Genomic DNA, 23,931 nt, shown 5'->3' on the forward strand with positions numbered 1-23,931 from the left:
CCTCTACTTCGCTGCCAGCTCGGCGGCCTTGTCGGCGCCTTCATCCATGGTTCCGGCGAGCGTCACCAGCGGGTGCGCGGCGTCGGCGAGAATCTTGCGTCCCTCTTCGACCTTGTTGCCGTCGAGACGCACTACCAGCGGCTTGTTGGCGTCGTCGCCCAGCTTCTTCAGCGCGCCGACGATGCCGTTTGCGACGGCGTCACACGCGGTGATGCCACCGAAGACGTTGACGAACACGCTCTTGACCTGCTCGTCACCGAGGATGACGTCGAGGCCTGCAGCCATGACCTCTGCCGAGGCGCCGCCACCGATGTCGAGGAAGTTGGCAGGCTTGACGCCACCGTGTGCCTCACCGGCGTATGCGACGACGTCCAGCGTGGACATGACGAGTCCGGCGCCGTTGCCGATGATGCCGACCTGTCCGTCGAGCTTGACGTAGTTGAGGTCGTTCTCCTTGGCCTTGGCCTCGAGAGGATCGGCCGCGTCCTTGTCCTCGAAGTCCGCGTGGGCTTCGTGGCGGAAGTCGGCGTTCGCGTCGAGCGTGACCTTTCCGTCGAGCGCGAGAATCTGGTCGTCGGGGGTGCGAACCAGCGGGTTGACCTCGACGAGAAGCGCGTCTTCCTTGATGAAGACTTCCCACAGCTTCTGGATGGTCACCGCAGCGGCGTCGAGCACCTCGGCGGGCAGCTTGCCCTTTTCAGCGATATCACGAGCAAATGCGAGGTCGACGCCCTTCACGGCATCGACCGGGATCTTTGCGAGTGCGTCCGGGTTCTCCTCGGCCGTCACCTCGATCTCCACGCCACCCTCGACGGAACACATCGCGAGGTAGGTGCGGTTGGTGCGGTCGAGCAGGAAGGAGATGTAGTACTCCTCGGCGATGTCGGAGGCTTCTGCAACGAGAAGCTTCTTCACGACGTGGCCCTTGATGTCGAGGCCGAGGATCGCTTCTGCGTTCTCGGTAGCTGCCGCGACGTCCTTGGAGTACTTGACGCCGCCGGCCTTGCCTCGACCGCCGACCTTGACCTGTGCCTTGACCATCACAGGCTTGCCGATTTCCTCGGCAATCTGAGTTGCACCAGCAACCGTGTCGGTGACACGGCCTGCGGACGTGGGTACGTCGTGCTTGGCGAACAATTCCTTCGCCTGGTATTCGAAGAGATCCATCAGCTCACCGTCTCGTCTACGTTGACGCCCGCTCAAGGGGTGTGAGCGGGTCCGGTCATCGACTTTATCCAGGTGCCCGGAGGCTTCATCGCCCACCCGGAACCTATGTGGTCTATCTCACCGGTACGCGGCATGTGTCCCAGGTCTCATCGAGCGCGCCGTCGAGCCGAAAGCAGCGCCGCCACAACGAGAATCACGCAGCCGAGGGCTCCGGCGACGACACCTGGACCGACCGCCGGGTCCGTCGCTCGCCCGGACGTGAGGGGCCAGCCCACCACGTAGACGACGACGGCCGCCGACCCGCCCGCCAGAAGCGCGGCACCGCGCGCAGGCCTCGAACGGGCAGCGACGACGGCCGCAACCACCAATGTCACCGCGAGAGCCATCTGGCCCCACACGTCCCAACCCCACGGGATTTCGGTCACCGTGGCTGCGGTGACGTCGGAGCCGCTGTAGAGCGGGAGCGCGAGACCGATCGCGGCGACGACGGCACCGAGCAAGGCAACCGCGCCGACGACGCGGTCTCCCGTCGTGTCGGACGTGTCGACGTCGTCACGCTCCGCGCTTCCCGCCAGGAGCGTCGCGGAACCGCACACCACGGCCGCGACGACGGCGACAACGATCGCCAGCCCGCCGGATCCGATCGCGATGCCGTCGATGTCCGTTGCGAGCACGACGGCCTGCAGCACGCCGGCACCCGTCATCACGACGGCCACGCTCAGTACACCCGTTGCAGGGCGGACCGTTGCCGCGAACAGCGAGAAGAACAGCGGCACCGACGCGACGACGAGAACGAACCCGGCAATGACGGCGGTGCGGGTCGCGAGGATCGTCGGTGTCGGCAGACCGTCGGGAACGACGAGAACAGGAAGCAGCCCACCTGCGATCGACGCCACGCCGGACACGACACCGGCCGCACCTGCGACGACGTGCCACCGCGTCGACGACGCATGTCCGTCGTCGAGCCCCGACCGACGGACGCGATCGGACCCTGCCCGGCGCTCACGCGCGGCTGCCACCGGCCATGCCGTGACCCCGGCGGCGAGAAGGACGACGGCAGCGGCCGTCCCCGCGACGGAGCCCGGGGACACCTCGATCCCGGGGCCGGACGCCAGGCCGGCGAGCAGCCGCGACCCGGTCAGACCGGTCAGTGCCGCACCCGCACCGAACAACGCGCCCGACGCGACGACGGGCGAGATCGATGCCAGTGCCGACGCCGCGACGACGAGGACTGCCAATGCGGCGAGAGCCGAGCCGACGGCCGTCGTCCACGGCGACTCGACGACCGCAGGCACGAGCACGATCGAATCGGTCGAGACGAACGGCGGAACGAACAGGGCCCCCGCGCCGATCACGGCCGCCACCACGGCCACCGTCGACAGCAGACCGCCGACGCGTGCGGCGGCGGCGCGCCCGGTCAGGTCCGGGCTGGCCGACTGGCCGTACCCGTCGCTCAGCGATGCTCGACCGACCGCGATCCAGCCGAGCAGGCCGGCAAGCACTGCGAGTGCGTGCGACGCCACCACCACATAGGCGCCTGCGCTCGGCTCGAGCACCGCTGCGGTGATCGGGCGGAACAGCTCCAGCCGGTTCGCGTCGATCGGATCCAGAAGCAGGCCGAGATCGAGAACGGTCAGTCCGACGGCCACCGCCCCGTATCCCGCCGTCACGGCTCCGGCCAGTGCAGGACCGCGAACGACCGCCAGCCAGGCGCCGACGGCGACGACCGCGAGAGGGACGGAGCCCACCAGACTCGCGCCGACGAGGCCGCCCGTCGGGCCATCACCCGACGTCGCACTCACGGGGTCGAGAACGACGGCGGCGAGCGCGAGAACAGCTGCGATCGACGCGACCGCCGCGGCCGCGATCGCGGGAGGGCGAGCGCTCTTGTCGTCCTGTGCCCTGCCCTCGATCACTCGAGGGGGAGCCTTGTCGGACCGGTGGATCTGAGATGAGGACGCCACACGACAGACGCTATCGTTCGTCGCCCCGGGAACACGTGATGCGCTCGTCGTGTTTCGACAACGGAATCGGGGGTACTCCGGCGTTGTCGGAGACCCCAGGGCGTCTCCGCGTTTCGCCTGTTCGCGTTGTGAGCCATCTCACATATCCGACCGCGGGGCCCGTAAAACTTGCGCCCCTTGCAATCGTTTCGTTACCGTCTGCCGAGTCTTAAGTCACGAGCAGATCACGAAACGGAGGCCGCAGGTCTTGTCGCAACACCGCGCGTCCTTCACCGCAAGCCGATTCGTCAAGCCGGCAGCGGTTACCGACAGCGCACCTGCCGTCTACTCGCCCGACACCGTGTTCACCGAGGACACCGTGTACTCCCGGGACACCAGCTGGGGCTCCGAGGCCGAGAACCTCGAGTCGAGTCGGTACGACTACTTCGCCAGCAGCTACGGCGCAGCCAAGACCTATCACGACTCCGAGCTGCACGTGTCCGAGATGGACGACGCAGCCGACGACTCCGTAACCGAAACCATCGAGGCCGTCGCTCGCCGAGGCGGAGCGCACCGCATTCCGACGCCTCCCACCGCACTCAAGGGCCGCGCAGCGGTTCTCGCAGTTGCCGCCGGTGCCGTTGTCGCAGCGGGCCAGGCCGTCGTCGATCACGAACCCGCCGCAGCCAGCTCGTCCGAGGAAGTTGCGCTCGCAGCCGGAGCGGCTCCCGCAGCCCCCGGCATTGCCGCGACGACCACCCCCGAGGCCGCCGACTACGCAACGGACGCTGCTGCGGCGTCGCCGTCGTCGGCCCCGCAGATCCTGAACGTCGCGAACCCGGTCGATCTCAGCCAGTTCAACGACCTGCTCGCCAAGGGCCAGCGTTTCAGCGAAGAACGCGCCGCCCGCGAAGCAGCGGCACGACGCCCGCTGTTCGTCCTTCCGGCGGTCGGAACCTACACATCCAACTTCGGCATCCGCTGGGGCGTCCTCCACGCCGGTGTCGACATCGCGAACGCCATCGGTACACCGATCCTCGCCGTCGCCGACGGCAAGGTCATCGACGCCGGTCCTGCGTCCGGGTTCGGCATGTGGGTTCGCCTGCAGCACGCCGACGGCACCATCACGGTGTACGGCCACATCGACAGCGCCAACGTCACCGTCGGCCAGGAAGTCATGGCAGGCGACCAGATCGCGCGCATGGGTAACCGCGGTTTCTCCACCGGCCCTCACCTGCACTTCGAGGTGCACCTCCCCGGCGAGAACAAGATCGATCCGCTGCCCTGGTTGGCATCCCGCGGCATCAGCCTCGGTCCCGAGCAGGACTGAGTTCAGTCGGCGTCGTACGCCCTCTCTGCCCCCCCCCCCGGTTTTCTGACCGAATGTGACATTCGGTCACCTTTGGCCGAGCGAGGGCGTCATCCGGTCCCTCAGAGTGACCCAGGGCGTCATTCGCTCCCCCCCGCGCTCCTCGCCCGACCGAGGGGGCCATCCGGTCACTCAGAGTGACCCAGGGCGTCATTCGCTCACCCCGCCCCGCGCTCCCCGACCGAGGGCCTCATTCGCTCACTCAGAGTGACCCAGGGCGTCATTCGCTCACCCCGCGCTCCGTTCCGCGCACGACCGAGGGGGTCATTCGGTCACTCAGAGTGACCAAGGGACGCCCTCGGTCACCTTCGGCGACGTTTCGCCACTCGGCACCCCAGGATCGCGGAGCTACAGCTTGGTCATCGGCACGCCACCGATGAGCATCATCTTGACGCGACCGGACGTGCCGAAGTCGACGAGCACCATGGCCGACGTACCGCTTCCGGTGGACTCGAGGACCGTTCCGAGGCCGTACTTGTCGTGGTTGACGCGATCGCCGACGGCCAGCACCAGCGTGTTGTTCTTGGGTCGGGGCGCACCGAAGCTGGGGGTCGACGGCCGATCGCCGAACCCACCGCCGCCGAAGCCGCCACCGCCGAAGCCCCCGCCGAAGCCAGATCGCGGCCGTCCACCGCCGATCGCGCGGCCGGAGATACCCGGGTCCTCGCGCTTCCAATTGATCAAGGACTGCGGAATCTCCTGCAGGAAGCGCGATTCGGGGTTGTTGATCGGCTGACCCCACGCCGAACGCATGATCGCGCGCGTCACGTACAACCGATGACGCGCCCGAGTGATGCCGACGTACGCGAGCCTGCGTTCCTCGGACAGTTCGTGCGGATCGCCGAGTGCCCGCATGTGCGGGAACTGACCGTCCTCCCACCCCGTCACGAAGACGACCGGGAATTCGAGACCCTTCGCAGTGTGCAGCGTCATCAGCGTGACGACGCCTGTGCCGGAGTCCGGAATCTGGTCGGTATCGGCGACCAAGGACACTCGTTCGAGGAAGGCCGCGAGCGAACCGGGCTCGGGCAGACCCTCGTCGTCGGCATCCTCGTCTGCGGCATCCTCGTCGACGACGTCATCGGTGTCGAGCTCCGCCTCGACGGCCGCCAGGTTTCGCGCCTCCGACGTGAATTCCCGTGCGACGCTGACCAATTCGTTGAGGTTGTCGAGACGCGCGCCGTCCTGTGGATCACTGCTGCCTTCGAGTTCGGCGCGGTAGCCCGTCCGATCGAGCACGGCTTCGACGACGTCACCGATGTCGGCGATGTCGTTGCCGTCACCGTCCGTGGTGCCGAGTACGTCACGCAGTTCGTCGAGCAGATCGAGGAACTGTCCGATCAACTTCTGCGCACGCGAGTTGAGCAACCCAACCTTGCCGTCGGCCGCGTCGCGCAGAGCCCGAGCGAAGCTGATGTCGCGCTGCTCGGCATGCACGGCCACGCACGCCTCGGCACGATCACCGATTCCGCGCTTGGGCACATTGAGAATGCGACGCATACTGACGGTGTCGTCTTCGTTGGACAACACACGCAGGTAGGCGACGATGTCGCGAATCTCCTTGCGTTCGTAGAACCGAACGCCGCCGACGACCTTGTACGGCAGCCCGAGGCGGATGAAGATCTCTTCGAGCGCACGGGAGGAATTGTTGGTGCGATAGAAGACCGCGACCTCGTCATAGCGGACGCCTTCGCCGTCGACCAGCCGATCGATCTCCGACGCAACGAACGACGCCTCGTCGTGCTCGTTGTCCGCGACGTAGCCGACGATCAGCTCGCCCTCACCGGAGTCGGTCCACAGCCGCTTCTCGCGCCTGCCCGCGTTACGCGAGATGACGGAGTTGGCCGCCGACAGAATGTTCTGCGTCGACCGGTAATTCTGCTCGAGCAGAATGGTGCGCGCATCGGGGTAGTCGCGCTCGAACTCCTCGATATTGCGAATCGTCGCGCCACGGAACGCGTAGATGGACTGATCGGCGTCGCCGACGACACACAGCTCCCCCGGCTCGACGGTGCCTTCGAGAGCCCCGTCGGAATCCTCGCGGCCCACGAGCTCACGCACGAGCATGTACTGGGCGTGGTTGGTGTCCTGGTACTCGTCGACGAGCACATGGCGGAACCGACGACGGTAGTACTCGGCGACCTGCGGAAAAGCTTGAAGCAGCCCGACGGTCTCGCCGATCAGGTCGTCGAAGTCCATGGCATTCGCGGCGCGGAGGCGCTGCTGATAGTGGCCGTAGACGCGCGCGATGAGCTTCGGCAGCTCGACGGTCTCTTTCTCCGCGTCCGCCGCGGCGTCCTCAGGGCCGATGAGTTCGTTCTTCAGGTTGGAGATGTGCGTGGCCAACAACCGCGCCGAGAACTTCTTCGTGTCGATCTGCAGATCCTTGGAGATCATCGTCAGCAGGCGTCGCGAGTCGTCGGCGTCGTAGATCGAGAAGTTCGAGTTCAGACCCGGCAGCAACGATGCCTGGCTGCGCAGGATGCGGACGCAGCTGGAGTGGAACGTCGACACCCACATGCTGTTGGCGCGTGGACCGACGAGACCTGCAACACGTTCACGCATCTCTGCGGCAGCCTTGTTGGTGAACGTGATGGCCAGTACCTGCCCGGGAGAGACGCCCCGCTCGGCGAGAAGGTAGGCGATGCGACGCGTCAGGACGGCCGTCTTACCCGAGCCTGCACCTGCGACGATGAGCAACGGCGATCCAGAATGCACCACGGCCTCGCGCTGCTGGGGATTCAGCCCCTCCAACAGCGCTTCCGACTTGCTCTTACCTGGCACTGGGACAACCTGAAGATTCGTGTTCATCGCGCATCCAGATTACCGGTGGGGACCGACAGGACGTCATCGCCGAGGACGTCGCACGAACAGCCGACTTTTCACGGGCGGCATCCGAGTGGCAAACTGGATCGGTGATCGAAACAGCCGTCCGTCGCCGCCTCCTGCCGTCGGTCGATCTACCAGCGACGAGACAAGGGGATTGTCGGTAGCAGTGCGCGCCCCGAGGTCCTCTTTTCGACGAGGGTCCGGGGTTTCTTCATGTAATTGCCGACATTCCGACCCACGCACCCGCGTAACGGTGACGAACAAGCCAACGATCCACGAAGTGACACTAGGAGAGAAAATGGCATCCACCACGCAGAGCGACTCCGAATCCACGTTGCCGTCGACCGAGGCAGAGATCGACGATCTCCGCCAGGAGATCGACCGCCTGGACGCCGAGATCCTGGCCGCCATCCAGCGCCGCACCGAGGTCTCGCAGTTGATCGGCCGCACCCGTATGGCTTCCGGTGGTCCTCGCATGGTCCACAGCCGTGAGATGAAGGTTCTCGACCGCTTCAGCGCCCTCGGCCAGGAAGGGCACACGCTTGCAATGCTTCTTCTCCGCCTCGGCCGCGGACGTCTCGGCCGCTAGACACCGGGGCCGCTGGACGCCGGGCCCTGTACGTCCGGTAGCTGACAACCTCGACGCTCGTTGTGCACGGCAACCCGTGCACAACGAGCGTTTCGGTCAGCTCAGAGCGATGTACTTGGTCTCCAGGTACTCCTCGATCCCCTCGCTTCCCCCTTCGCGACCGAAGCCGGAAGCCTTCACACCACCGAACGGCGCCGCCGCGTCCGAGATGACTCCGCGGTTGACGCCCACCATGCCGCTGTCGATGGCGTCGGCGACCCGTAGCGCTCGATCGAGCCCCTGCGTGTAGATGTACGACGCGAGACCGAATTCCGTGTCGTTCGCGGCCGCGATTCCTTCTTCCTCGGTGTCGAATCCGACGATCGGTGCGACGGGTCCGAAGACCTCTTCCTTCAGAATTCGCGCGTTCGCAGGAACGTCGGTCAGAACGGTCGCGGGATAGAAGTAGCCGTCACCGCCTGCGGCCTCGCCGCCCAGCGCCACCGTCGCACCGGCGTTCACGGCGTCGTCCACGAGTTCCTGGACCTTGCTCAGCTGGTCGGCGTTGATCAGCGGCCCGAGCTTGGTGTCGGGATCGATGCCGGGTCCGAGCGTGAACGTCTTCATCTTCTCGACGAGTTTCGCCGTGAATTCTTCGCGAACGCTGTTGGCGACGTGGAATCGGTTCGCAGCGGTGCACGCCTCGCCGCCGTTGCGCAGCTTGGCGAGAATCGCACCGTCGACGGCCGCGTCGATGTCCGCGTCGTCGAACACGACGAACGGCGCATTGCCGCCGAGCTCCATCGACGTCCGCAACAAGCTGCCCGCAGACTGCTCGACGAGCTTGCGACCCACCTCCGTCGAGCCGGTGAACGTCAACTTCCGCAGCCGCGGATCCTCCAACAAGGGTGCGCTGACCGCGCTGGACTTCGACGTCGTCAGCACGGACAGGACACCCTCGGGCAGTCCTGCCTCGGCGAACAGCTGCGCGAGCAAGAGCATGGTCAGGGGCGTCTCGCTCGCGGGCTTGACGATGATCGTCGATCCCGACGCCAGCGCGGGTCCGATCTTCCGAGTTCCCATCGCGAGCGGGAAGTTCCACGGCGTGATGGCGAGAACCGGTCCGACGGGCACCTTGGTGACCAGGATGCGTCCGTTGCCCGCAGGCGCCGGGGTGTAGCGACCGTCGACGCGAACGGCCTCTTCCGCAAACCATCGGAAGAATTCGGCACCGTACTTGACCTCGGCCTTCGATTCGGCAAGAGCCTTACCCATCTCGAGCGTCATGACGGCCGCGATGTCGTCGGCGCGTGCCGTGATCTTCTCGAAGACCGCGCGCAGGATCTCGCCGCGCTCACGAGCGGGAGTCTTGCCCCAGGACTTCTGGGCGCCGGCGGCCGCGTCGAGCGCCTTGACCGCGTCGCCCGCACTGGCGTCGGCGACCCGGGTGAGAGGCTTGCCGGTAGCAGGATCCTTGACCTCGAACGTCGCACCGTTCTCGGCATCGACCGCGAGGCCGCCGATCCACAATTTCGCAGGAATCGATTCGATGAGCTTGGAGGTGTGCATCCCTTCAGTCTGCCCTTGCTGTCTGCACAGCAAACGAGAAGGCGCGCACTCGGGCCGTCCGCCCACTAGGGTTTGTCGATATGAGCAGTGACATCACGGGCACCGAGGCCTGGACGAACCTGAAGGCGCATCACTCCTCCATCGGCGAGACAGACCTGCGAACTCTGTTCGCCGACGACCCGGATCGCGGCCGCGAGTTCACCTTGACCGCGGGCGATCTGCACATCGACTACAGCAAGCACCGAATCGACCGCGAGACCGTGTCTCTTCTCGTCGAACTCGCCCGCGCAGCCGACATCGAAGGCCGTCGCGACGCGATGTTCGCGGGCGAGCACATAAACACCTCCGAGGATCGGGCAGTTCTGCACACCGCGCTTCGCCTTCCCGCCGACGCTCGGCTGGAAGTCGACGGACAGAACGTCGTCGCCGATGTTCACGAAGTCCTCACGCGAATGGGAGAATTCACCGATCGCGTCCGCTCCGGCGAATGGGTCGGCGCGACGGGCAAGAAGATCGAGACCGTCGTCAACATCGGTATCGGTGGCAGCGACCTCGGACCCGTCATGGTCTATCAGGCACTGCGCCACTACGCCGACGCAGGCATCTCGGCGAAATTCGTGTCCAACGTCGACCCTGCCGATCTCGTCGGGGCGCTCGACGGACTCGACCCGGCGACGACGTTGTTCATCATCGCGTCGAAGACCTTCTCGACTCTCGAAACGCTCACCAACGCAACAGCTGCGCGACGCTGGCTCGTCGACTCGCTCGGCGAGGACGCCGTCGCCAAGCATTTCGTGGCGGTGTCGACCAACGCGGAACGCGTCGCCGATTTCGGTATCGACACCGACAACATGTTCGGATTCTGGGACTGGGTCGGCGGACGATACTCGGTCGACTCGGCGATCGGCCTGTCGGTCATGGCGGTCATCGGAAAGGAGGCGTTCGGAGAGTTCCTGGACGGCTTCCACCGCGTCGACGAGCATTTCCGCACCGCTCCCCTTGCCGAGAACGCGCCGGTGCTGCTCGGCCTCATCGGACTCTGGTACAACAACTTCTTCGGCGCGGAAACCCGTGCAGTGCTGCCGTATTCGAACGATCTCGCACGCTTCCCGGCGTATCTGCAGCAGCTGACGATGGAGTCCAACGGCAAGTCCGTCAAAGCCGACGGATCGCCCGTGACGACGTCGACCGGCGAAATCTTCTGGGGTGAGCCGGGAACAAACGGTCAGCATGCGTTCTACCAGTTGCTGCACCAGGGAACACGACTGATCCCGGCCGACTTCATCGGGTTCGCCGAGCCCACCGACGATCTCCCGACGCGCGACGGCAGCGGCAGCATGCACGACCTGCTGATGAGCAACTACTTCGCGCAGACCAAGGTGCTCGCATTCGGCAAGACCGCGGACGAGATCGCCGCGGAGGGAACGCCGTCGGATGTGGTGCAGCACAAGGTGATGCCGGGCAACCGTCCGTCGACGTCGATTCTCGCGCCGAAGTTGACGCCGTCGGTCGTCGGCCAGCTCATCGCACTGTACGAGCACCAGGTGTTCGTCGAGGGCATGGTGTGGGGCGTCGACCCGTTCGACCAGTGGGGCGTCGAACTCGGCAAGACGCAGGCACTGGAACTGACACCGGTCTTGACCGACGCCGAAGTACCTGCAGCGCAATCCGATTCGTCCACCGACGCGTTGGTCCGGTGGTACCGGGATCAGCGGGGTCGAGCGAAGTAGCTACGGCGGCGGGAGCAGCCCCGCTCACACCCTTGCCAACACCGCTGCGGTATCCACCCCCGTCGGCAAGGTGCCGAAGGCTCCACCCCAGTCCTGCGCCAACCTGCTGGCGCAGAAGGCGTCGGCAACCGCGGGATTCCCGTGACGCACGAGCAGGGACCCCTGCAGCACGAGGGCCATCGACTCGACGACGCGTCGGGCGCGGTATTCGATGTCGGACCGGTCGGCCAGCTCCTTGCCGACGCGGGCGATGGCGTCGTCGAGTCGAGAGTCCGCGCCTGCTGCAAGGCCGACCTCGGTGAAGTACGCCTCGACGGTGTCGGGCTGCTTGGCCAGCGCGCGCAGGGAGTCCAGTGCCGCGACGTTGCCCGATCCTTCCCAGATGGACATCAGCGGCGACTCCCGGTACAGCCGGGGCATGCCCGATTCCTCGACGTAGCCGTTGCCGCCGAGACATTCGAGCGCCTCGGCTGCGTGCGACGGCGCCCGCTTGCACACCCAGTATTTGGTGACGGCCAACGCGATTCGGCGCAGTTCGGCCTCCTGCGTGTCACCCGAGGCGGCGCGGTCGGTCGCCCCGGCCAACCGCATCATCACGGTCGTTGCCGCTTCGGATTCGATGATCAAGTCCGACAACACGTTCCGCATCAGTGGCTGATCGACCAATGCCGCACCGAACGCCTCGCGATGCCGAGCGTGGTGCACCGCCCGCATCGTCCCCGCACGAATACCGGCAGCCGAGCCGATGACGCAGTCGAGCCGCGTCATGTTCACCATCTCGATGATGGTCGGGACGCCGCGTCCTTCCTCGCCGACGAGCCATCCCGTCGCACCCTGGTATTCGATCTCGCTCGACGCGTTCGACTTGTTCCCCAGTTTGTCCTTGAGTCGTTGCAGTGCAATGCGATTGAGCGAACCGTCGGGAAGAACGCGGGGCAGCAGGAAGCACGACAGCCCTCCGGGTGCCTGCGCGAGCGTGAGGAACATGTCGGACATCGGGGCAGACGTGAACCACTTGTGCCCGACGATCGAGAAAGTCCCGTCCGAAGACGGCACCGCCGTCGTCGTGTTCGCGCGTACGTCGGAGCCACCCTGCTTCTCCGTCATCGACATTCCTGCGGTGAGGCCTCGTTTCTGCGTCGGCACGCGGAGTCCGAAGTCGTAGTGCGTCGACGCCAACAACGGCTCGTACAACGCCGCCAGTTCCGAATTGTGCCGCAGCGCAGGCACTGCCGCGTACGTCATCGAGATCGGGCACATGTGTCCGGCGTCGGCCTGGCCCCACGCGTAGAACTTCGCGGCCCGTGCGACGTGGGCGCCGGAACGGTCGCATTGCCACGGGGTCGCATGCAAACCGCCCGCGACAGCCACCGACATCAGGTTGTGCCAGTGCGGATGGAACTCGACCTCGTCGATGCGGTTGCCGTAACGATCGTGCGTGTGGAGCACGGGTGGATGCTCGTTGGCCAGTCGGCCCCACTCCTGCGCCTCGACACTGCCGGCCAGATCACCGAGCTCGCGGAGATCGTCGTACGCCCACTGCGCTCCCTCGCGCGCGAGACCTTCGAGCAGCGACGCGTCGTCGGACGTGTCGTAGGGCAGTAGATCCGGAACCTGATTGAAGACGCTGTGGGTAGCAGGGAATGTCATGGACGAACTCCTAACGAGCGGAGGGCGAATGCGACGAGATCGGGGACGACGTCAGGGCCCGGCGGTCGATCCGGACTCAGCGGACCCACCAGAACTTCGCCGACGGCACCGACGAGTGCGGCCGCCGCCAGCTGTGCGTTCTGTTCGGGCACGTCACCCGCGGCGATGCCCGCGGTGATCGCGCCGGCGATGGCGTCGGTGAAGCTTCGGCGGAAGACGAGCCGTTCGGCGTCGACGGCGGCATCGACGGGTTCGGCGAGCAGCGCGTAGGCCATGGTCCGGTTTTTCATAGCGCGGCCGGCGAACGTCTCGATGATGGCCGTGACCCGCTCGACGACGGTGCCGCGTGCACCCGCGTCGGCGACGGCCTGCACCTCGCGGCCGCATACTTCACGGAAGATCGCGACGACCAGATCGGACTTGTTCTCGAAATGGGTGTAGACACTCCCCGCCGACACGCCGGCCGCTGCGGCGACGGAGGCGATGGACAGACCCCTGTAGCCCTGCGTCGACAGCACCTCGACGGCGGACGCGAACAGTTTCTCTCTACCGGCGTCGAGCCTGGCTTGCACGGACTCCGTGCGGCGGTACGGCATGTCAAGAATTGAAGCACTGATTCATTGCTTCAAGCAAGGCCTGCTGGGTACCGTCGACTGCATGGCAGTGAGGATCGAGCGCTCCGGGCCCGTCACGACGATCGTGCTGTCGCGCCCCGAGTCCAGGAATGCCGTCGACGGTCCGACGGCGGCCGAGCTCGTCGCCGCGTTCGAGGACTTCGATGCCGACGACGACGCGGCCGTCGCGGTTCTGTGGGGCGAAGGCGGGACGTTCTGCTCGGGCGCCGACCTCAAGGCGCTCGGCACCGAACGATCCAATCACGCAACGGAACACGGCGACGGTCCGATGGGGCCGACCCGCATGCACCTGTCAAAACCGGTCATCGCCGCGGTGTCCGGGTACGCCGTCGCCGGTGGACTCGAACTGGCGCTGTGGTGTGATCTGCGTGTCGCCGAGGCCGACGCGACGTTCGGCGTGTTCTGCCGCCGGTGGGGCGTTCCATTGATCGACGGCGGAACCGTCCGCTTGCCGAGGCTCATCGGCGCGTCCCGTGCGATGGATCTGATTCTGACCGGCCGCGCGGTCGACGCCGACGAGGCGCTCGCGATCGGCCTGGCCAACCGGGTCGTGCCCGTCGGGCATGCGCGTCGGGAAGCCGAAGAGTTGGCCGGGGCGCTCGCCTCGTTCCCGCAGACCTGCATGCGACGCGACAGGCTGTCTCTGCTCGAACAGGACGGGCTCGTCGAGGATGCAGCCCTCGTGAACGAATTCCGCCACGGCGTCATCTCCATGTCGGCCGACGCACTGAACGGTGCGCAGGCGTTCGCCGCAGGCGCCGGAAGGCATGGGGCAAGCGCACCGTGACCACGGATCGCCTGTCCGTCGTCGACGAGATCTTCCTGCGGACTCATCGAGGCTACGGCCTGCCGATCGTTCTTCAGGGAATTCTGCGCACCGACGAGGTCGTCGCGCGCGTGGATCTTGCTGCGATACATGCCAATCTGGCTTTGGGCAGCTTGGGCCGACGGGTCGTCACCCCGTCGATCCCCGGTGCACGACGGCGCTGGGTACCGTCGAGCGAGACGCTCCCCCTCGTCGTCGACGACGGCCGCATCCCGGACTCCGACGTGCTGGACTGGGCGGATGCACAGGGCGACGTCGACCTCGATCCCGAGAACGGACCGGGCTGGCGACTGTCGGCGACGACGACACGCGGCGGTGGCACCGTCGTGTCGCTCGTGTGCTCTCATGCGCTGGCCGACGCAGCGGGTCTGATCGCGGCAGCTGCTCGCGCATTCGAAGGGTCTGCGCCACAGCGCTTCTCACGACGGACGTCGGATCTGGCCGACGCCGTGAAGCTGGGAACGACGGTTACCGCAGGCTCGGTCAAAGCGTTGGCAGGCCTCGTCCGCGACCCGGAATCGCGGCGCGAACTGAACGGGTACATCGGTGGATCCGACCGTACCGCGTCTCACGACGTCGCCATCGCGACAGCCGTTTTCGACGTCGCGGCCACACCGAACAATGCCGAGTTCGTCGCGATCGTGAGCGACATCGCCGTCGAACTGGGGCTCGACGCTCCGGTGTCGGTCAACATGCCGTTCCGAGTACCGACCCAGGGCGCCAACGGGATCGGCATGGTGACCATCGACGTGACACCAGGGGACACCGTCGACGAGATCAAGACCGCATACACGTCCGCGTTCGCGAATCCTGCCGGTGCGCCAGGAGGTTTCCCCGCCGAGACGGTGCAGCTGCTGCCCGACCGTCTCGCGGCGACGTTGACGTCGAAACCCGGACGCGCACGCGTGCTGTGCTCCAACATCGGTCGGATTCCCGACTCGATCATGGAGATAGGGCCTCACCGCGTCAGGTCCATCGCGACGCGGGCACTGCATCCCGGGGCGCACAGGTCGGTCACCGCGACGTCGCTGTCCGCATATCTCGCATACACGGATCGACAATGCACACTGTCCCTCGTCGGCACCGACGCGACTCTCGCGGCGTCGTCGGACGACGTGCGTCGAGGAGCCGAGGCGGTGCTGGCCCGTCGGCGACTCGATGCTCGATCGTGGAGATAGGACTACCGTGAACTCATGAGCGAGCACGACATCTACAGCAAGATCGAGCAGTTGGTCGCCACCGAGCACAAGCTCAGGTCGCAGACCGAAGCCGGCGAGATCGACCCGAGTGACGAGAAGGCCCAACTGGCATCGATCGAGCGTGCGCTCGACCAGTGCTGGGACCTGCTGCGTCAGCGCCGCGCCCGTCTCGATGCGGGACAGAACCCGGACGACGCCCAGGTCAACAGCGTCGAACAGGTCGAGCACTACCTGCAGTAGCGAGAAACAGCTACACGAAGCGGTTCGTGAGTTCGTTGGGCAGGAAGCGCAGGGCCAGGTCGATGGCCTGCCACTTCAGGCCGGGCAGGGCGACGCGTCGCGATTCCTTCTCGATGGCGTCGACCATTGCGGTGACGCCCGCGTCCAGGCTTGCCGTCATCGACGACGCGTCGCCTGCTTTCGCGGACATGTCGGTGGCGATGAAGCCGGGCAACAGCGTCGTGACGGCGATGTCGGTGCCTGCCAGTTCCGCCGACAGCGCTTCACCGAGTGCGGCGACGCCTGCCTTGCTGGCGGAGTAGACGGCCTTCGGTCCCGGGAGGCCGCGGTCCGCGCTGATCGACGACACGAGCACCAGGTGTCCGAACTTCTGCGCCCGAAAGATCTCGAGCGCTGCTTCGGTCTGCGACAGGGCACCGATGAAATTGGTTCGAGCAGTGGCGAGGTTCGCGTCGGCGCGGCCGCTTCCGATCATGGCGCCCTTGCCGAGGCCCGCGTTGACGACGACCCGGTCGAGTCCGCCCACTTCGTCTCGTAGCTCACCGAACACGGCGACGACGGCCTCGTGGTCGGTGACGTCGAGCGCTCGAACGGCAACCGTGATGTCGGGATGTTGCGCGATCAGTGTCTCGCGCAGGCTGTCCAGCCGGTCGAGTCGCCGCGCACACAATGCGAGATCGCGGCCCTTCGCGGCGAACCGCCGGGCCATCTCCTCCCCCAGGCCCGAGCTCGCGCCGGTGATCAGAATCTTCTGTCTCCTCTGCCCCATGGCCGACGAGCCTATGTCACTCTTGAGAAATGACCTCAGCAAGCACGGACGAATTCGACGTCATCGTCATCGGCGGCGGACCCGTCGGCGAAAACGCGGCCAGTTACGCCATCGCCGGCAGTGACCGCACTGCCGTCATCGTCGAACACGAACTCGTCGGTGGCGAGTGCTCGTATTGGGCGTGCATGCCCAGCAAGGCGCTGCTCCGTCCGGGCCAAGTGCTCGACGCCGCGCGCAACATGCCGGGCGTCCTGGAGTTGGTCGGCGACAAGCCGCTCGACGTGCCTGCCGTCCTTGCGCGTCGGGACTCGTTCACGCATTCGCTCGACGATTCGTCGCAGGTCGACTGGGCCGAGTCCGAGGGCATTTCCGTCGTACGTGGCCACGGCCGCATCTCGGGTGAGAAGACCGTCGATGTCGACGGCCGTACGTTGACCGCGCGACATGCCGTCGTTCTCGCGACCGGAACGACGGCGTCGATTCCCGGCACTCCCGGTCTGCGCGAGGCGTTGCCGTGGACCTCGCGCGACGCAACCAACATGCACGAGGTGCCGACGCGCGTCGCAGTCATCGGCGGCGGGGTCGTCGCGAGCGAGAGCGCGACGTGGTTGCTGTCGCTCGGTGCCGAGGTGACGATGCTCGTGCGTGGAGGGTCGTTGCTGTCGAACGCCGAGCCGTTCGCGAGCGAACTCGTCGCGGACGCCCTGCGTGCGCGAGGCGCGAAGATCGTGTTCCACGCGGACGTGACGAACGTGTCGCGCCCCGATGTGAACGACACGGGCATCGGCAGGATCCACGGCGGTCCTGCCGAACTGACCGTGGGCGGCGAGACGATCACCGTCGACGAAATTGTCGTTGCTGCAGGCAGGAAGCCGACGAGCGGTGATGTCGGACTGTCGGCAGTCGGGTTGGAGGACGGCGCCACCGTCGAGGTCGACGACCACCTGCAGGTGCCTGGAATTCCGTGGCTCTACGCGGTCGGCGACGTCAACGGCCGCGCGCAGCTGACTCACATGGGCAAGTACCAGGGACGCGTCGCGGGCGACGTCATCGCGGCACGTGCCGACGGCACGCCGCTCGACGGCAAGCGATTCTCGGCGACGGCAGATCACGGGCAGATCCCGCAGGTCGTGTTCACCGCGCTCGAGGTCGCGTCCGTCGGGCAGACCGAGAAGAACGCGCGCGACGCGGGCATCGACGTGGAGATCCTCGGCGTCGACATCGCGGTGGCCGGGTCGTCGCTGCAGCAGGACAACTTCTCCGGGCACGCGCAACTGGTGGTGGACCGGGCGAAGGACATCGTCGTCGGAGCCACGTTCGTCGGCCCCGGCGTCGCCGAGTTGGTCCATGCCGCAACGGTTGCCGTCGTCGGCATGGTGACTCTCGACGACCTGTGGCACGCGGTCCCGTCGTATCCGACGGTGAGCGAGGTGTGGTTGCGGCTGCTGGAGTCTCGCAGGACGTAGATTGGATGCGTGAGCCAGGAAACCGGATCGAAACAGCAGCCGCTGTTGGTGTTGGGCAAGATCACCGAGATTCTCGACGCGTTCTCGTTCGACCGTCCGTCGCTGACGCTCGGTGAGATCCAGCAGAGCACCGGAATTCCGACGTCGACGGTGCAACGCCTGGTCACCAACCTCGTCGCACAGGGTTTTCTCGACCGCGCCGGAGATCGAATCCGCATCGGCGTCCGGATGGCGTACTGGGCAGCAACGGCCACAAAGGATCTCGACGTCCTCTCCATCGTGAACCCGGTACTCAAGGAGGTTCGAGACCTCACGGGCGAAACCGCCTGCTTCTTCCGGCCGGAACAGAACTACCGCGTGTGCGTCGCGATCGCCGAGACGAAGCATGCACTACGCCGAGACATGTACGTCGGCAAGGTGATTCCGCTGAACGTCGGATCGGCGAGCCGTGTGCTGCTCGCTTACGATTCGGCACTCGCAAACCGCATCCTGTCGGGCACCCTCGAACAGATGACGGCCGAATCGATCACGCAGAAGGACACGCTGCGCGCCGCGGTCGACCGGGCCCGCGCCGACGGCTACGCCATCACGACCGGTGAACGCGAGACCGGTGCGTCGGGGTTGTCGGCGCCGGTGTTCGACTCCGCCGCCGACATCATCGGTGCCGTGACCATCAGCGGCCCGACACTTCGAATGCCGTTGTCGCAGTGCGAGGAATGGGTGGACCTGCTCGTCTCGCACGCCGAGCAGATCACCCGAACCCTCGGTGGCCGCTACCCGGCGTGACCCCACGCTTCGGGATTGACCGGATGCGGCGGTAGCGAGCCGGTCGCCATGGCTGCCGCGTTCTCGGCGCACAATCGGGCCATCTCGGACCGCACCGACACCGTCGCGCTCCCGACGTGCGGTAGCAACACCGTGTTCGGTAGTCCCGCGAGCCCCGGTTCCAACTCCGGTTCCCGCTCGTACACGTCCAGCCCCGCACCCGCGATGACTCGCTCGCGCAACGCCGTCACCAACGCAGCCTCGTCGACGACGGGTCCGCGCGCGGTGTTGATCAGGATCGCGGAGTTCTTCATCGCGTGCAGCACCCGTGTGTCGACGAGGTGATGCGTCGACTCGCTCAGCGGAACGTGCAGGGACAGAAAGTCGCTCGTCGCGACCAGCTCGTCCCACGACACGTGTTCGACGCGTCCGGCGAACTCACCCAATTCCTCGTCGCTGACCTCGCGGTCCGACGGCGGGCGTGGGCAGAACTTGACGGTCATGCCGAAGCCGAGAGCTCGACGCGCCGTCGCCCGTGCGATCCGGCCGAACCCTGCGAGCCCGAGAACACGACCGGACACGTCGGTGCCGAGCATGAATTCGGGCTTCCACCCGGTGAATCCGCCGGAACGGACGAGGTTGTCCGACTCGATCGCACGCCGCGCGGTCGCCAGCATCAGCAACAGCGCGATGTCGGCGGTCGAATCCGTCAGTACCCCAGGCGTGTTCCCGACGGTGATGCCGCGCGCCGTGGCCGCGGCGACGTCGATGTTGTCGAATCCGACGGCATAGTTCGAGATGCCGACGAGCTTGGCCGACGCCAGCAGCTCGGCGTCGAACTTGTCGCGCAGTTGCGACACGACGACCGAATAGTCACCGGAGGCGCATCGCTCCACCAAACCGTCGTGGTCGAGTTCGAGGACCTCCACCTCGCCTGCCGCGGCGAGAATGTCCATGCCGGGCGCGGGAATCGGGTGGGTGACGAGGATGCGGCTCATAGCACCCACTCGAACTTGTCTGCTGACGAATGCGCACCCTGAACGGTCTTGGAACGCATGGGCTCGCCCAGTTCGGCGAGAAGTTTCTCCGACAAATCCACCATGGTGGCCAGAGTATCGGGCTGGAACCAGTCGGGGCGCGTCGCGAACAGAATGTCCTCGCTCGAGGTGTTGCCGCTCGCACCGGGTGCGAAGGGACACCCGCCTAGGCCGCCGAGTGAGCCGTCGACCATCGCGGCGCCCGCGGTGATGGCAGCGAGGGTGTTCGCCACACCGAGTCCCCACGTGTCGTGACCGTGAAAGACGATGCGGCGCTGCGGTGTTTCGTCGACGACGCGGGTGATCAGCGACGATACCTGCGCCGGAACGGCCTGCCCGAGGGTGTCGCAGACGACGATGTCCGTTGCCCCGTGCGTACGCTCGTCGCGGGCGATGTCGAGTACACGCTCCTGCGGCACCTGTCCTTCGAACGGGCAGGTGAACGACGTCGCGATGCACAGCTGGATCTGCCCGTAGACGCTGCGGGTGATCTCCACGGCGTCGGGCATCGCCGCGAGGCTGTCCTCGGTGAGACGGCCGATGTTGGCCTTGTTGTGGGAATCCGACGCCGAGAAGCAGTACTGAAAGTTGCGCGCCCCTGCCGCGGCGGCTTTCTCGATGTGCCGGGGCGTGGCCACCCAGACCCAGCACTTCTCGAGTTCCTCGTCCGTCAGTTCGGCGATGACCTCGAGCGTGTTGGCCATCGGCGGCACCAGATCACCGCGTGCCATGGATCCGATCTCGAGCGACGGGACACCGGCTGCGAGCAGGCTTCTGGCGACGTCGAGCTTTCTTTTCGTCGACAGTAGTTTTCCGGTCAGCTGCAGACCGTCACGCAACGTGACGTCCCGGAGTTCGGCGGTGGGGGTGAACTGGAACATCAGGCGTCCATCTCTTCGTCGGTGCGTCCGAGCAAGGTCGAGAGTACTTCGCGGGTGTGCTCGCCGAGGTCGGGGCCCACCGATCGGATGGGGAGCGAGCGGTCGCCGATGACGGGCACCACCCCGACGAACCCCACGTCGGCCGGCTCGTCCGCGCCGGTGTCGACCTCGAAGTGCTGGATCATGTTTCGTGCCGCGTACTGTTCGTCGGCGACGACGTCGGCCGCGGTGTAGATCGGTCCCGACGGCACTCCTGCGGCGTCGAGCTGCTTCAAAGCTTCGTCACGAGAACGCATTCCGGTCCACACGCTGATGGCCGCATCGAGTTCGTCACGACGCTTCCAGCGACCTGCGTTGGTCGCCAGTTCCGGGTCGGCTCCGAGATCGGGACGTTCGATCGTGTTCATGTAGCGCTGGAAGATGGCGTCGCCGTTGCCCGCTACGACGACGGACTTGCCGTCGTTGCACATGTACGCGTTCGACGGCGCGATACCTTCCATGCGGCCGCCGGTGCGTTCGCGTTCGACGCCGTACGCGAGATAGTCGGGAATGAGCGACTCCATCATCGACAGAATCGACTCGTTGAGAGCGACGTCGATCGAGCGCTGCTCCAGCGACAGCGTGTCCTTGGCTGTCTGCCGCTGGAAAAGGGCCATGACACAACCGAATGCGGCGTACAGGCCTGCGATCGAGTCTCCGATGGACACGCCGACGCGTACCGGCGGCCGGTCGGGATCGCCGACGAGGTTGCGGAATCCGCCGTAGGACTCGGCGACCGCGGCGAAGCCCGGCCGTTCCGACATCGGTCCGGTCTGCCCGAACGCCGAGATGCGGGTGATGATCAGATCGGGATTCTTCTCGCTGAGAATCTCGGGCGAGAGCCCCCATTTCTCCAGTGTCCCCGGCCGGAAGTTCTCGAGCACGATGTCGCACTTCGCGGCGAGGTCGATGACGTCCTGACGGCCCTGCTCGGTGCGCAGGTCCAGCACGATCGACTTCTTGTTGCGATTGATCGTGCGGTACAGCATCGACGTCGTGCCGGAGTAGAGGCGCCAGTTGCGGAGTTCGTCGCCGGTACCGGGACGCTCCACCTTGATCACCTCGGCACCGAAGTCGGCCAGCATTCGGGCCGCGGTCGGTGCGGCGATGTAGTTACCGAGTTCGAGTACTCGAACTCCGCTCAGTGGGAGTGCGTTCATGGTCAATTACCCTCTCAGAGAACCAGACTCATGGGCAGGATCAGCAGGATGGCGACGACGGAGGCGACGGACACGCCGACCGAGCACGTCTTCAGTGTGCCCCTCGTGCTCTGTCCCATCAACGACTGCAGCAGCCAGAACGTATTGCTCGTGACGTGCACCGCGAACAGCGATCCTGCGCCCGCCGCGAGCGCGATGAACACGGGGTCGAGGCCGATCAGCGGCGCGACGGGAGCGAGAATGCCTGCAGAGGTGATGGCCGAGATCGTCACCGAGCCGACGGCGATGTGCAGCGCAGCGGCGATCACCCACACCATCAGCAGAGGCGCCGCCGTGCTCGCCGTGAAGTACTGGCCGAGAATGTCACCGAGCCCGGCTTCCTTGATCATCGCGGCGAGCGAACCACCGACGCCCGTCAGGATCAGGATCTGGCCGCTCTCGGCGAAACCACGGGCCAACGCCTTCTCGACGCGCTTCTGGCCGACGGTGTAGCGCGCGACGAGGCACGTTCCGACCAGTCCGATGAGCAGTGCGATCACCGGACTCGCAACGAATTCGACGACGGGGATGGAGATTTCGGCTACCTCGAGTAGCGCGCCGGTCGCGATGAGTACGAGCGCCAGAAGCAGAGGAGACAACAGCACGACGAGACGCGTGCGCTTCTCGGCACGTACGGCCTGCGCGACTCCGCCGGAAACGAACGGCTCGTCGGCGGGATCCTCGTCTTCTTCCACCGCGACGGAGATGAACTCCTGCTCGTCCTTCTCCTCGTTCCACCATCCGCGGCGGAACGCGAACGTCATGACAGCGATCGAGATGATCACGACGGGGACGATCAGAATCAGGCCGTAGATCATCATCTTGCCCAGCGGTACGCTGAGCAGTCCGGCGAGGGCCAGCGCCGCGACGCCGGGGACCATGAAGACGATGCCGCATTCGAGACCGATCGCGAGCGCCGTCGCCATGCGCGCGGTGCCGAGTTTGCCGATCCTCGGTGCGAGATTGCGTGCGAGTGGCGCCGAGATGACCAGCAGAACGTCGAGGAAGATCGACTGCAGCACGGTCGCGATGGTCAGGGACAGCGCATACGGCAGCCGCTTAGGACCGAACGTTTTGAGTAGCGTCCCGACGAGGCGTTGGATCGCCTTCATCTCCTGGAGTACCGCCCCCATGAGCACTCCGAACCCGATCAGCAGACCGACCTCGGCCATGATCTCGCCGAAGCCTCCGGTGATGGTCTCGACGGTCGTCGACACCCCGAGCTTCGTCGCAAGCCCGAGGTAGGCGGCGCCCAGCACCAGCGAGACCACAGGGTTGAAATGGAAGCGCACGATGAAGATCACCACCGCTAGTACGGCGATCACCGTATGAATCACGATCCAAATATCGGACATCTGGGTTCTTTCCACGTAGTGAGGGGCGCCATCCGGGGCGCGTAGGTGTGACGAGCCACACCGTCGCTCACATTATGGGCACAGATTCACTTCATGGGCAAGGGCGGCTTCGCCGCCTGCGGTTGGGCCCTTGTCACCTGCGCCGCTGCCTTCGACGCGTCCAGCTCGACGGGCGACCGCACGATCACCGGCCCAGTCCGCAACGTCCCGTCGGTCCGCGGCTCCGCTCGCAGGCCGCCGCGCCCGATGAGCGCCTTTCGGGCACCGTCCACGATCATCGAATCCATCCAGGCGCACGGATGGGCAGGTCTGCCGCCGCGGAAGCGAACCGGGCCGTCACCGGAATCCAGCTCGAACTCGACGCCGCGTAACGGGTCGAGTTCGATACCGCGTACTACGATGTTTCGCCTGGCCACGGCCGTGTCGGGCATCTCCGTCGCCAACGCGTCGCCGACGGCTTCCCACGCCTCGACGGCCAAGAACGTCACCGCGGCCTCGGTATGGGCCTTGACGCCGAAGAATCGGTCGCCGCGAATGCCCTTGTTCGCGACGATCTCGACCCGCTCGACGAGGTCGGTCCTCACGTCGTCGGCAGGCCCGTCCTTCGACCTACCGAAATACGCATGGGCAGGTGAGACCAGGAGTTGGAGAATGTCGGCGCGATATTCGAACACCATGACCTTCAGTGTCCACGA

Annotated in this window: 20 protein-coding genes; 8 read left to right on the forward strand and 12 right to left on the reverse strand. The window is 66.1% G+C overall.

Annotated elements, in window-relative coordinates; genetic code table 11:
• Positions 1-3 precede the first annotated feature (3 nt).
• Together sucC and DK926_RS09475 are read right to left on the reverse strand one after the other, a co-directional pair.
• On the reverse strand, positions 4-1,167 hold the full coding sequence (gene sucC / locus DK926_RS09470) for an ADP-forming succinate--CoA ligase subunit beta (RefSeq protein ID WP_068424535.1): 1,164 nt from the start codon (positions 1,165-1,167) through the stop codon (positions 4-6).
• 146 nt (positions 1,168-1,313) lie between these two features.
• Positions 1,314-3,131 carry a hypothetical protein gene (locus tag DK926_RS09475; RefSeq protein WP_243636728.1) on the reverse strand — a complete coding sequence of 606 codons (1,818 nt, stop codon included), beginning with the start codon at positions 3,129-3,131 and terminating at the stop codon, positions 1,314-1,316.
• A 247-nt stretch (positions 3,132-3,378) separates the two neighbouring features.
• On the opposite strand from DK926_RS09475, the gene DK926_RS09480 reads away from it, so the two are divergent.
• Positions 3,379-4,440: a M23 family metallopeptidase gene (locus tag DK926_RS09480; protein ID WP_114330208.1), complete on the forward strand. Its 1,062-nt coding sequence runs from the start codon at positions 3,379-3,381 to the stop codon at positions 4,438-4,440.
• 387 nt (positions 4,441-4,827) lie between these two features.
• On the opposite strand, the gene pcrA is transcribed toward DK926_RS09480, so the two are convergent.
• Positions 4,828-7,290, reverse strand: a complete 2,463-nt coding sequence (pcrA, locus tag DK926_RS09485) for a DNA helicase PcrA (RefSeq protein ID WP_114330209.1) — start codon at positions 7,288-7,290, stop codon at positions 4,828-4,830.
• Positions 7,291-7,606: 316 nt separating this feature from the next.
• Between pcrA and DK926_RS09490 the strand changes: the two genes are divergently transcribed.
• A complete protein-coding gene (locus DK926_RS09490) occupies positions 7,607-7,897 on the forward strand; it encodes a chorismate mutase (protein ID WP_068424545.1) in 291 nt (96 codons plus the stop codon).
• Positions 7,898-7,993: 96 nt separating this feature from the next.
• On the opposite strand, the gene DK926_RS09495 is transcribed toward DK926_RS09490, so the two are convergent.
• On the reverse strand, positions 7,994-9,445 hold the full coding sequence (locus DK926_RS09495) for an NAD-dependent succinate-semialdehyde dehydrogenase (protein WP_114330210.1): 1,452 nt from the start codon (positions 9,443-9,445) through the stop codon (positions 7,994-7,996).
• Positions 9,446-9,525: 80 nt separating this feature from the next.
• On the opposite strand from DK926_RS09495, the gene pgi reads away from it, so the two are divergent.
• Entirely contained in the window at positions 9,526-11,175 is a 1,650-nt protein-coding gene (pgi, locus tag DK926_RS09500) for a glucose-6-phosphate isomerase (RefSeq protein ID WP_114330211.1), read from the forward strand.
• Between the two features lie 24 nt (positions 11,176-11,199).
• Here the strand turns inward: pgi and DK926_RS09505 are convergent, their stop codons facing one another.
• Positions 11,200-12,825 carry an acyl-CoA dehydrogenase family protein gene (locus tag DK926_RS09505; protein ID WP_114330212.1) on the reverse strand — a complete coding sequence of 542 codons (1,626 nt, stop codon included), beginning with the start codon at positions 12,823-12,825 and terminating at the stop codon, positions 11,200-11,202.
• Positions 12,822-13,421 carry a TetR/AcrR family transcriptional regulator gene (locus DK926_RS09510; RefSeq protein WP_114330213.1) on the reverse strand — a complete coding sequence of 200 codons (600 nt, stop codon included), beginning with the start codon at positions 13,419-13,421 and terminating at the stop codon, positions 12,822-12,824. The genes DK926_RS09505 and DK926_RS09510 overlap by 4 nt, the downstream gene beginning before the upstream one ends.
• A gap of 61 nt (positions 13,422-13,482) precedes the next feature.
• Here DK926_RS09510 and DK926_RS09515 point away from each other — a divergent pair, with 61 nt between their 5' ends.
• The 3 genes from DK926_RS09515 to DK926_RS09525 are packed head-to-tail and all read left to right on the forward strand — an operon-like array spanning position 13,483 to position 15,725.
• Positions 13,483-14,247 (forward strand): crotonase/enoyl-CoA hydratase family protein, encoded by a 765-nt coding sequence (locus DK926_RS09515; protein ID WP_165839550.1) that lies wholly within the window; start codon positions 13,483-13,485, stop codon positions 14,245-14,247.
• Positions 14,244-15,464 carry a hypothetical protein gene (locus DK926_RS09520; RefSeq protein ID WP_114330214.1) on the forward strand — a complete coding sequence of 407 codons (1,221 nt, stop codon included), beginning with the start codon at positions 14,244-14,246 and terminating at the stop codon, positions 15,462-15,464. Before DK926_RS09515 ends, DK926_RS09520 begins: the two co-directional genes overlap by 4 nt.
• Before the next feature lie 15 nt (positions 15,465-15,479).
• A complete protein-coding gene (locus DK926_RS09525; RefSeq protein ID WP_068426010.1) occupies positions 15,480-15,725 on the forward strand; it encodes a DUF2630 family protein in 246 nt (81 codons plus the stop codon).
• A gap of 10 nt (positions 15,726-15,735) precedes the next feature.
• On the opposite strand, the gene DK926_RS09530 is transcribed toward DK926_RS09525, so the two are convergent.
• Entirely contained in the window at positions 15,736-16,494 is a 759-nt protein-coding gene (locus tag DK926_RS09530) for an SDR family oxidoreductase (protein WP_114330215.1), read from the reverse strand.
• Positions 16,495-16,523: 29 nt separating this feature from the next.
• On the opposite strand from DK926_RS09530, the gene DK926_RS09535 reads away from it, so the two are divergent.
• The gene (locus tag DK926_RS09535) at positions 16,524-17,960 is read left to right on the forward strand and encodes an NAD(P)/FAD-dependent oxidoreductase (RefSeq protein ID WP_114330216.1); all 1,437 of its coding nucleotides are present in this window, start codon (positions 16,524-16,526) and stop codon (positions 17,958-17,960) included.
• A gap of 9 nt (positions 17,961-17,969) precedes the next feature.
• Complete coding sequence (locus tag DK926_RS09540; protein ID WP_207890785.1) at positions 17,970-18,746, forward strand: IclR family transcriptional regulator; 777 nt, start codon at positions 17,970-17,972, stop codon at positions 18,744-18,746.
• Here the strand turns inward: DK926_RS09540 and DK926_RS09545 are convergent.
• From DK926_RS09545 to DK926_RS09565, 5 genes are all read right to left on the reverse strand, one after another.
• Positions 18,734-19,723 (reverse strand): D-glycerate dehydrogenase, encoded by a 990-nt coding sequence (locus DK926_RS09545; protein ID WP_114330217.1) that lies wholly within the window; start codon positions 19,721-19,723, stop codon positions 18,734-18,736. The genes DK926_RS09540 and DK926_RS09545 overlap by 13 nt on opposite strands.
• Complete coding sequence (locus DK926_RS09550) at positions 19,720-20,643, reverse strand: hydroxymethylglutaryl-CoA lyase (RefSeq protein WP_114330218.1); 924 nt, start codon at positions 20,641-20,643, stop codon at positions 19,720-19,722. Before DK926_RS09550 ends, DK926_RS09545 begins: the two co-directional genes overlap by 4 nt.
• Positions 20,643-21,842, reverse strand: a complete 1,200-nt coding sequence (locus DK926_RS09555; protein WP_114330219.1) for a CoA transferase — start codon at positions 21,840-21,842, stop codon at positions 20,643-20,645. Before DK926_RS09555 ends, DK926_RS09550 begins: the two co-directional genes overlap by 1 nt.
• Positions 21,843-21,856: 14 nt before the next feature.
• Positions 21,857-23,236, reverse strand: a complete 1,380-nt coding sequence (locus tag DK926_RS09560) for an SLC13 family permease (RefSeq protein WP_114330220.1) — start codon at positions 23,234-23,236, stop codon at positions 21,857-21,859.
• Positions 23,237-23,322: 86 nt separating this feature from the next.
• A complete protein-coding gene (locus DK926_RS09565) occupies positions 23,323-23,913 on the reverse strand; it encodes a molybdenum cofactor biosysynthesis protein (RefSeq protein WP_114330221.1) in 591 nt (196 codons plus the stop codon).
• Between the last annotated feature and the right edge of the window lie 18 nt (positions 23,914-23,931).

It is taken from the genome of Rhodococcus sp. Eu-32 (genome assembly GCF_003336925.1).
Lineage (GTDB): Bacteria > Actinomycetota > Actinomycetes > Mycobacteriales > Mycobacteriaceae > Rhodococcoides > Rhodococcoides kyotonensis_B.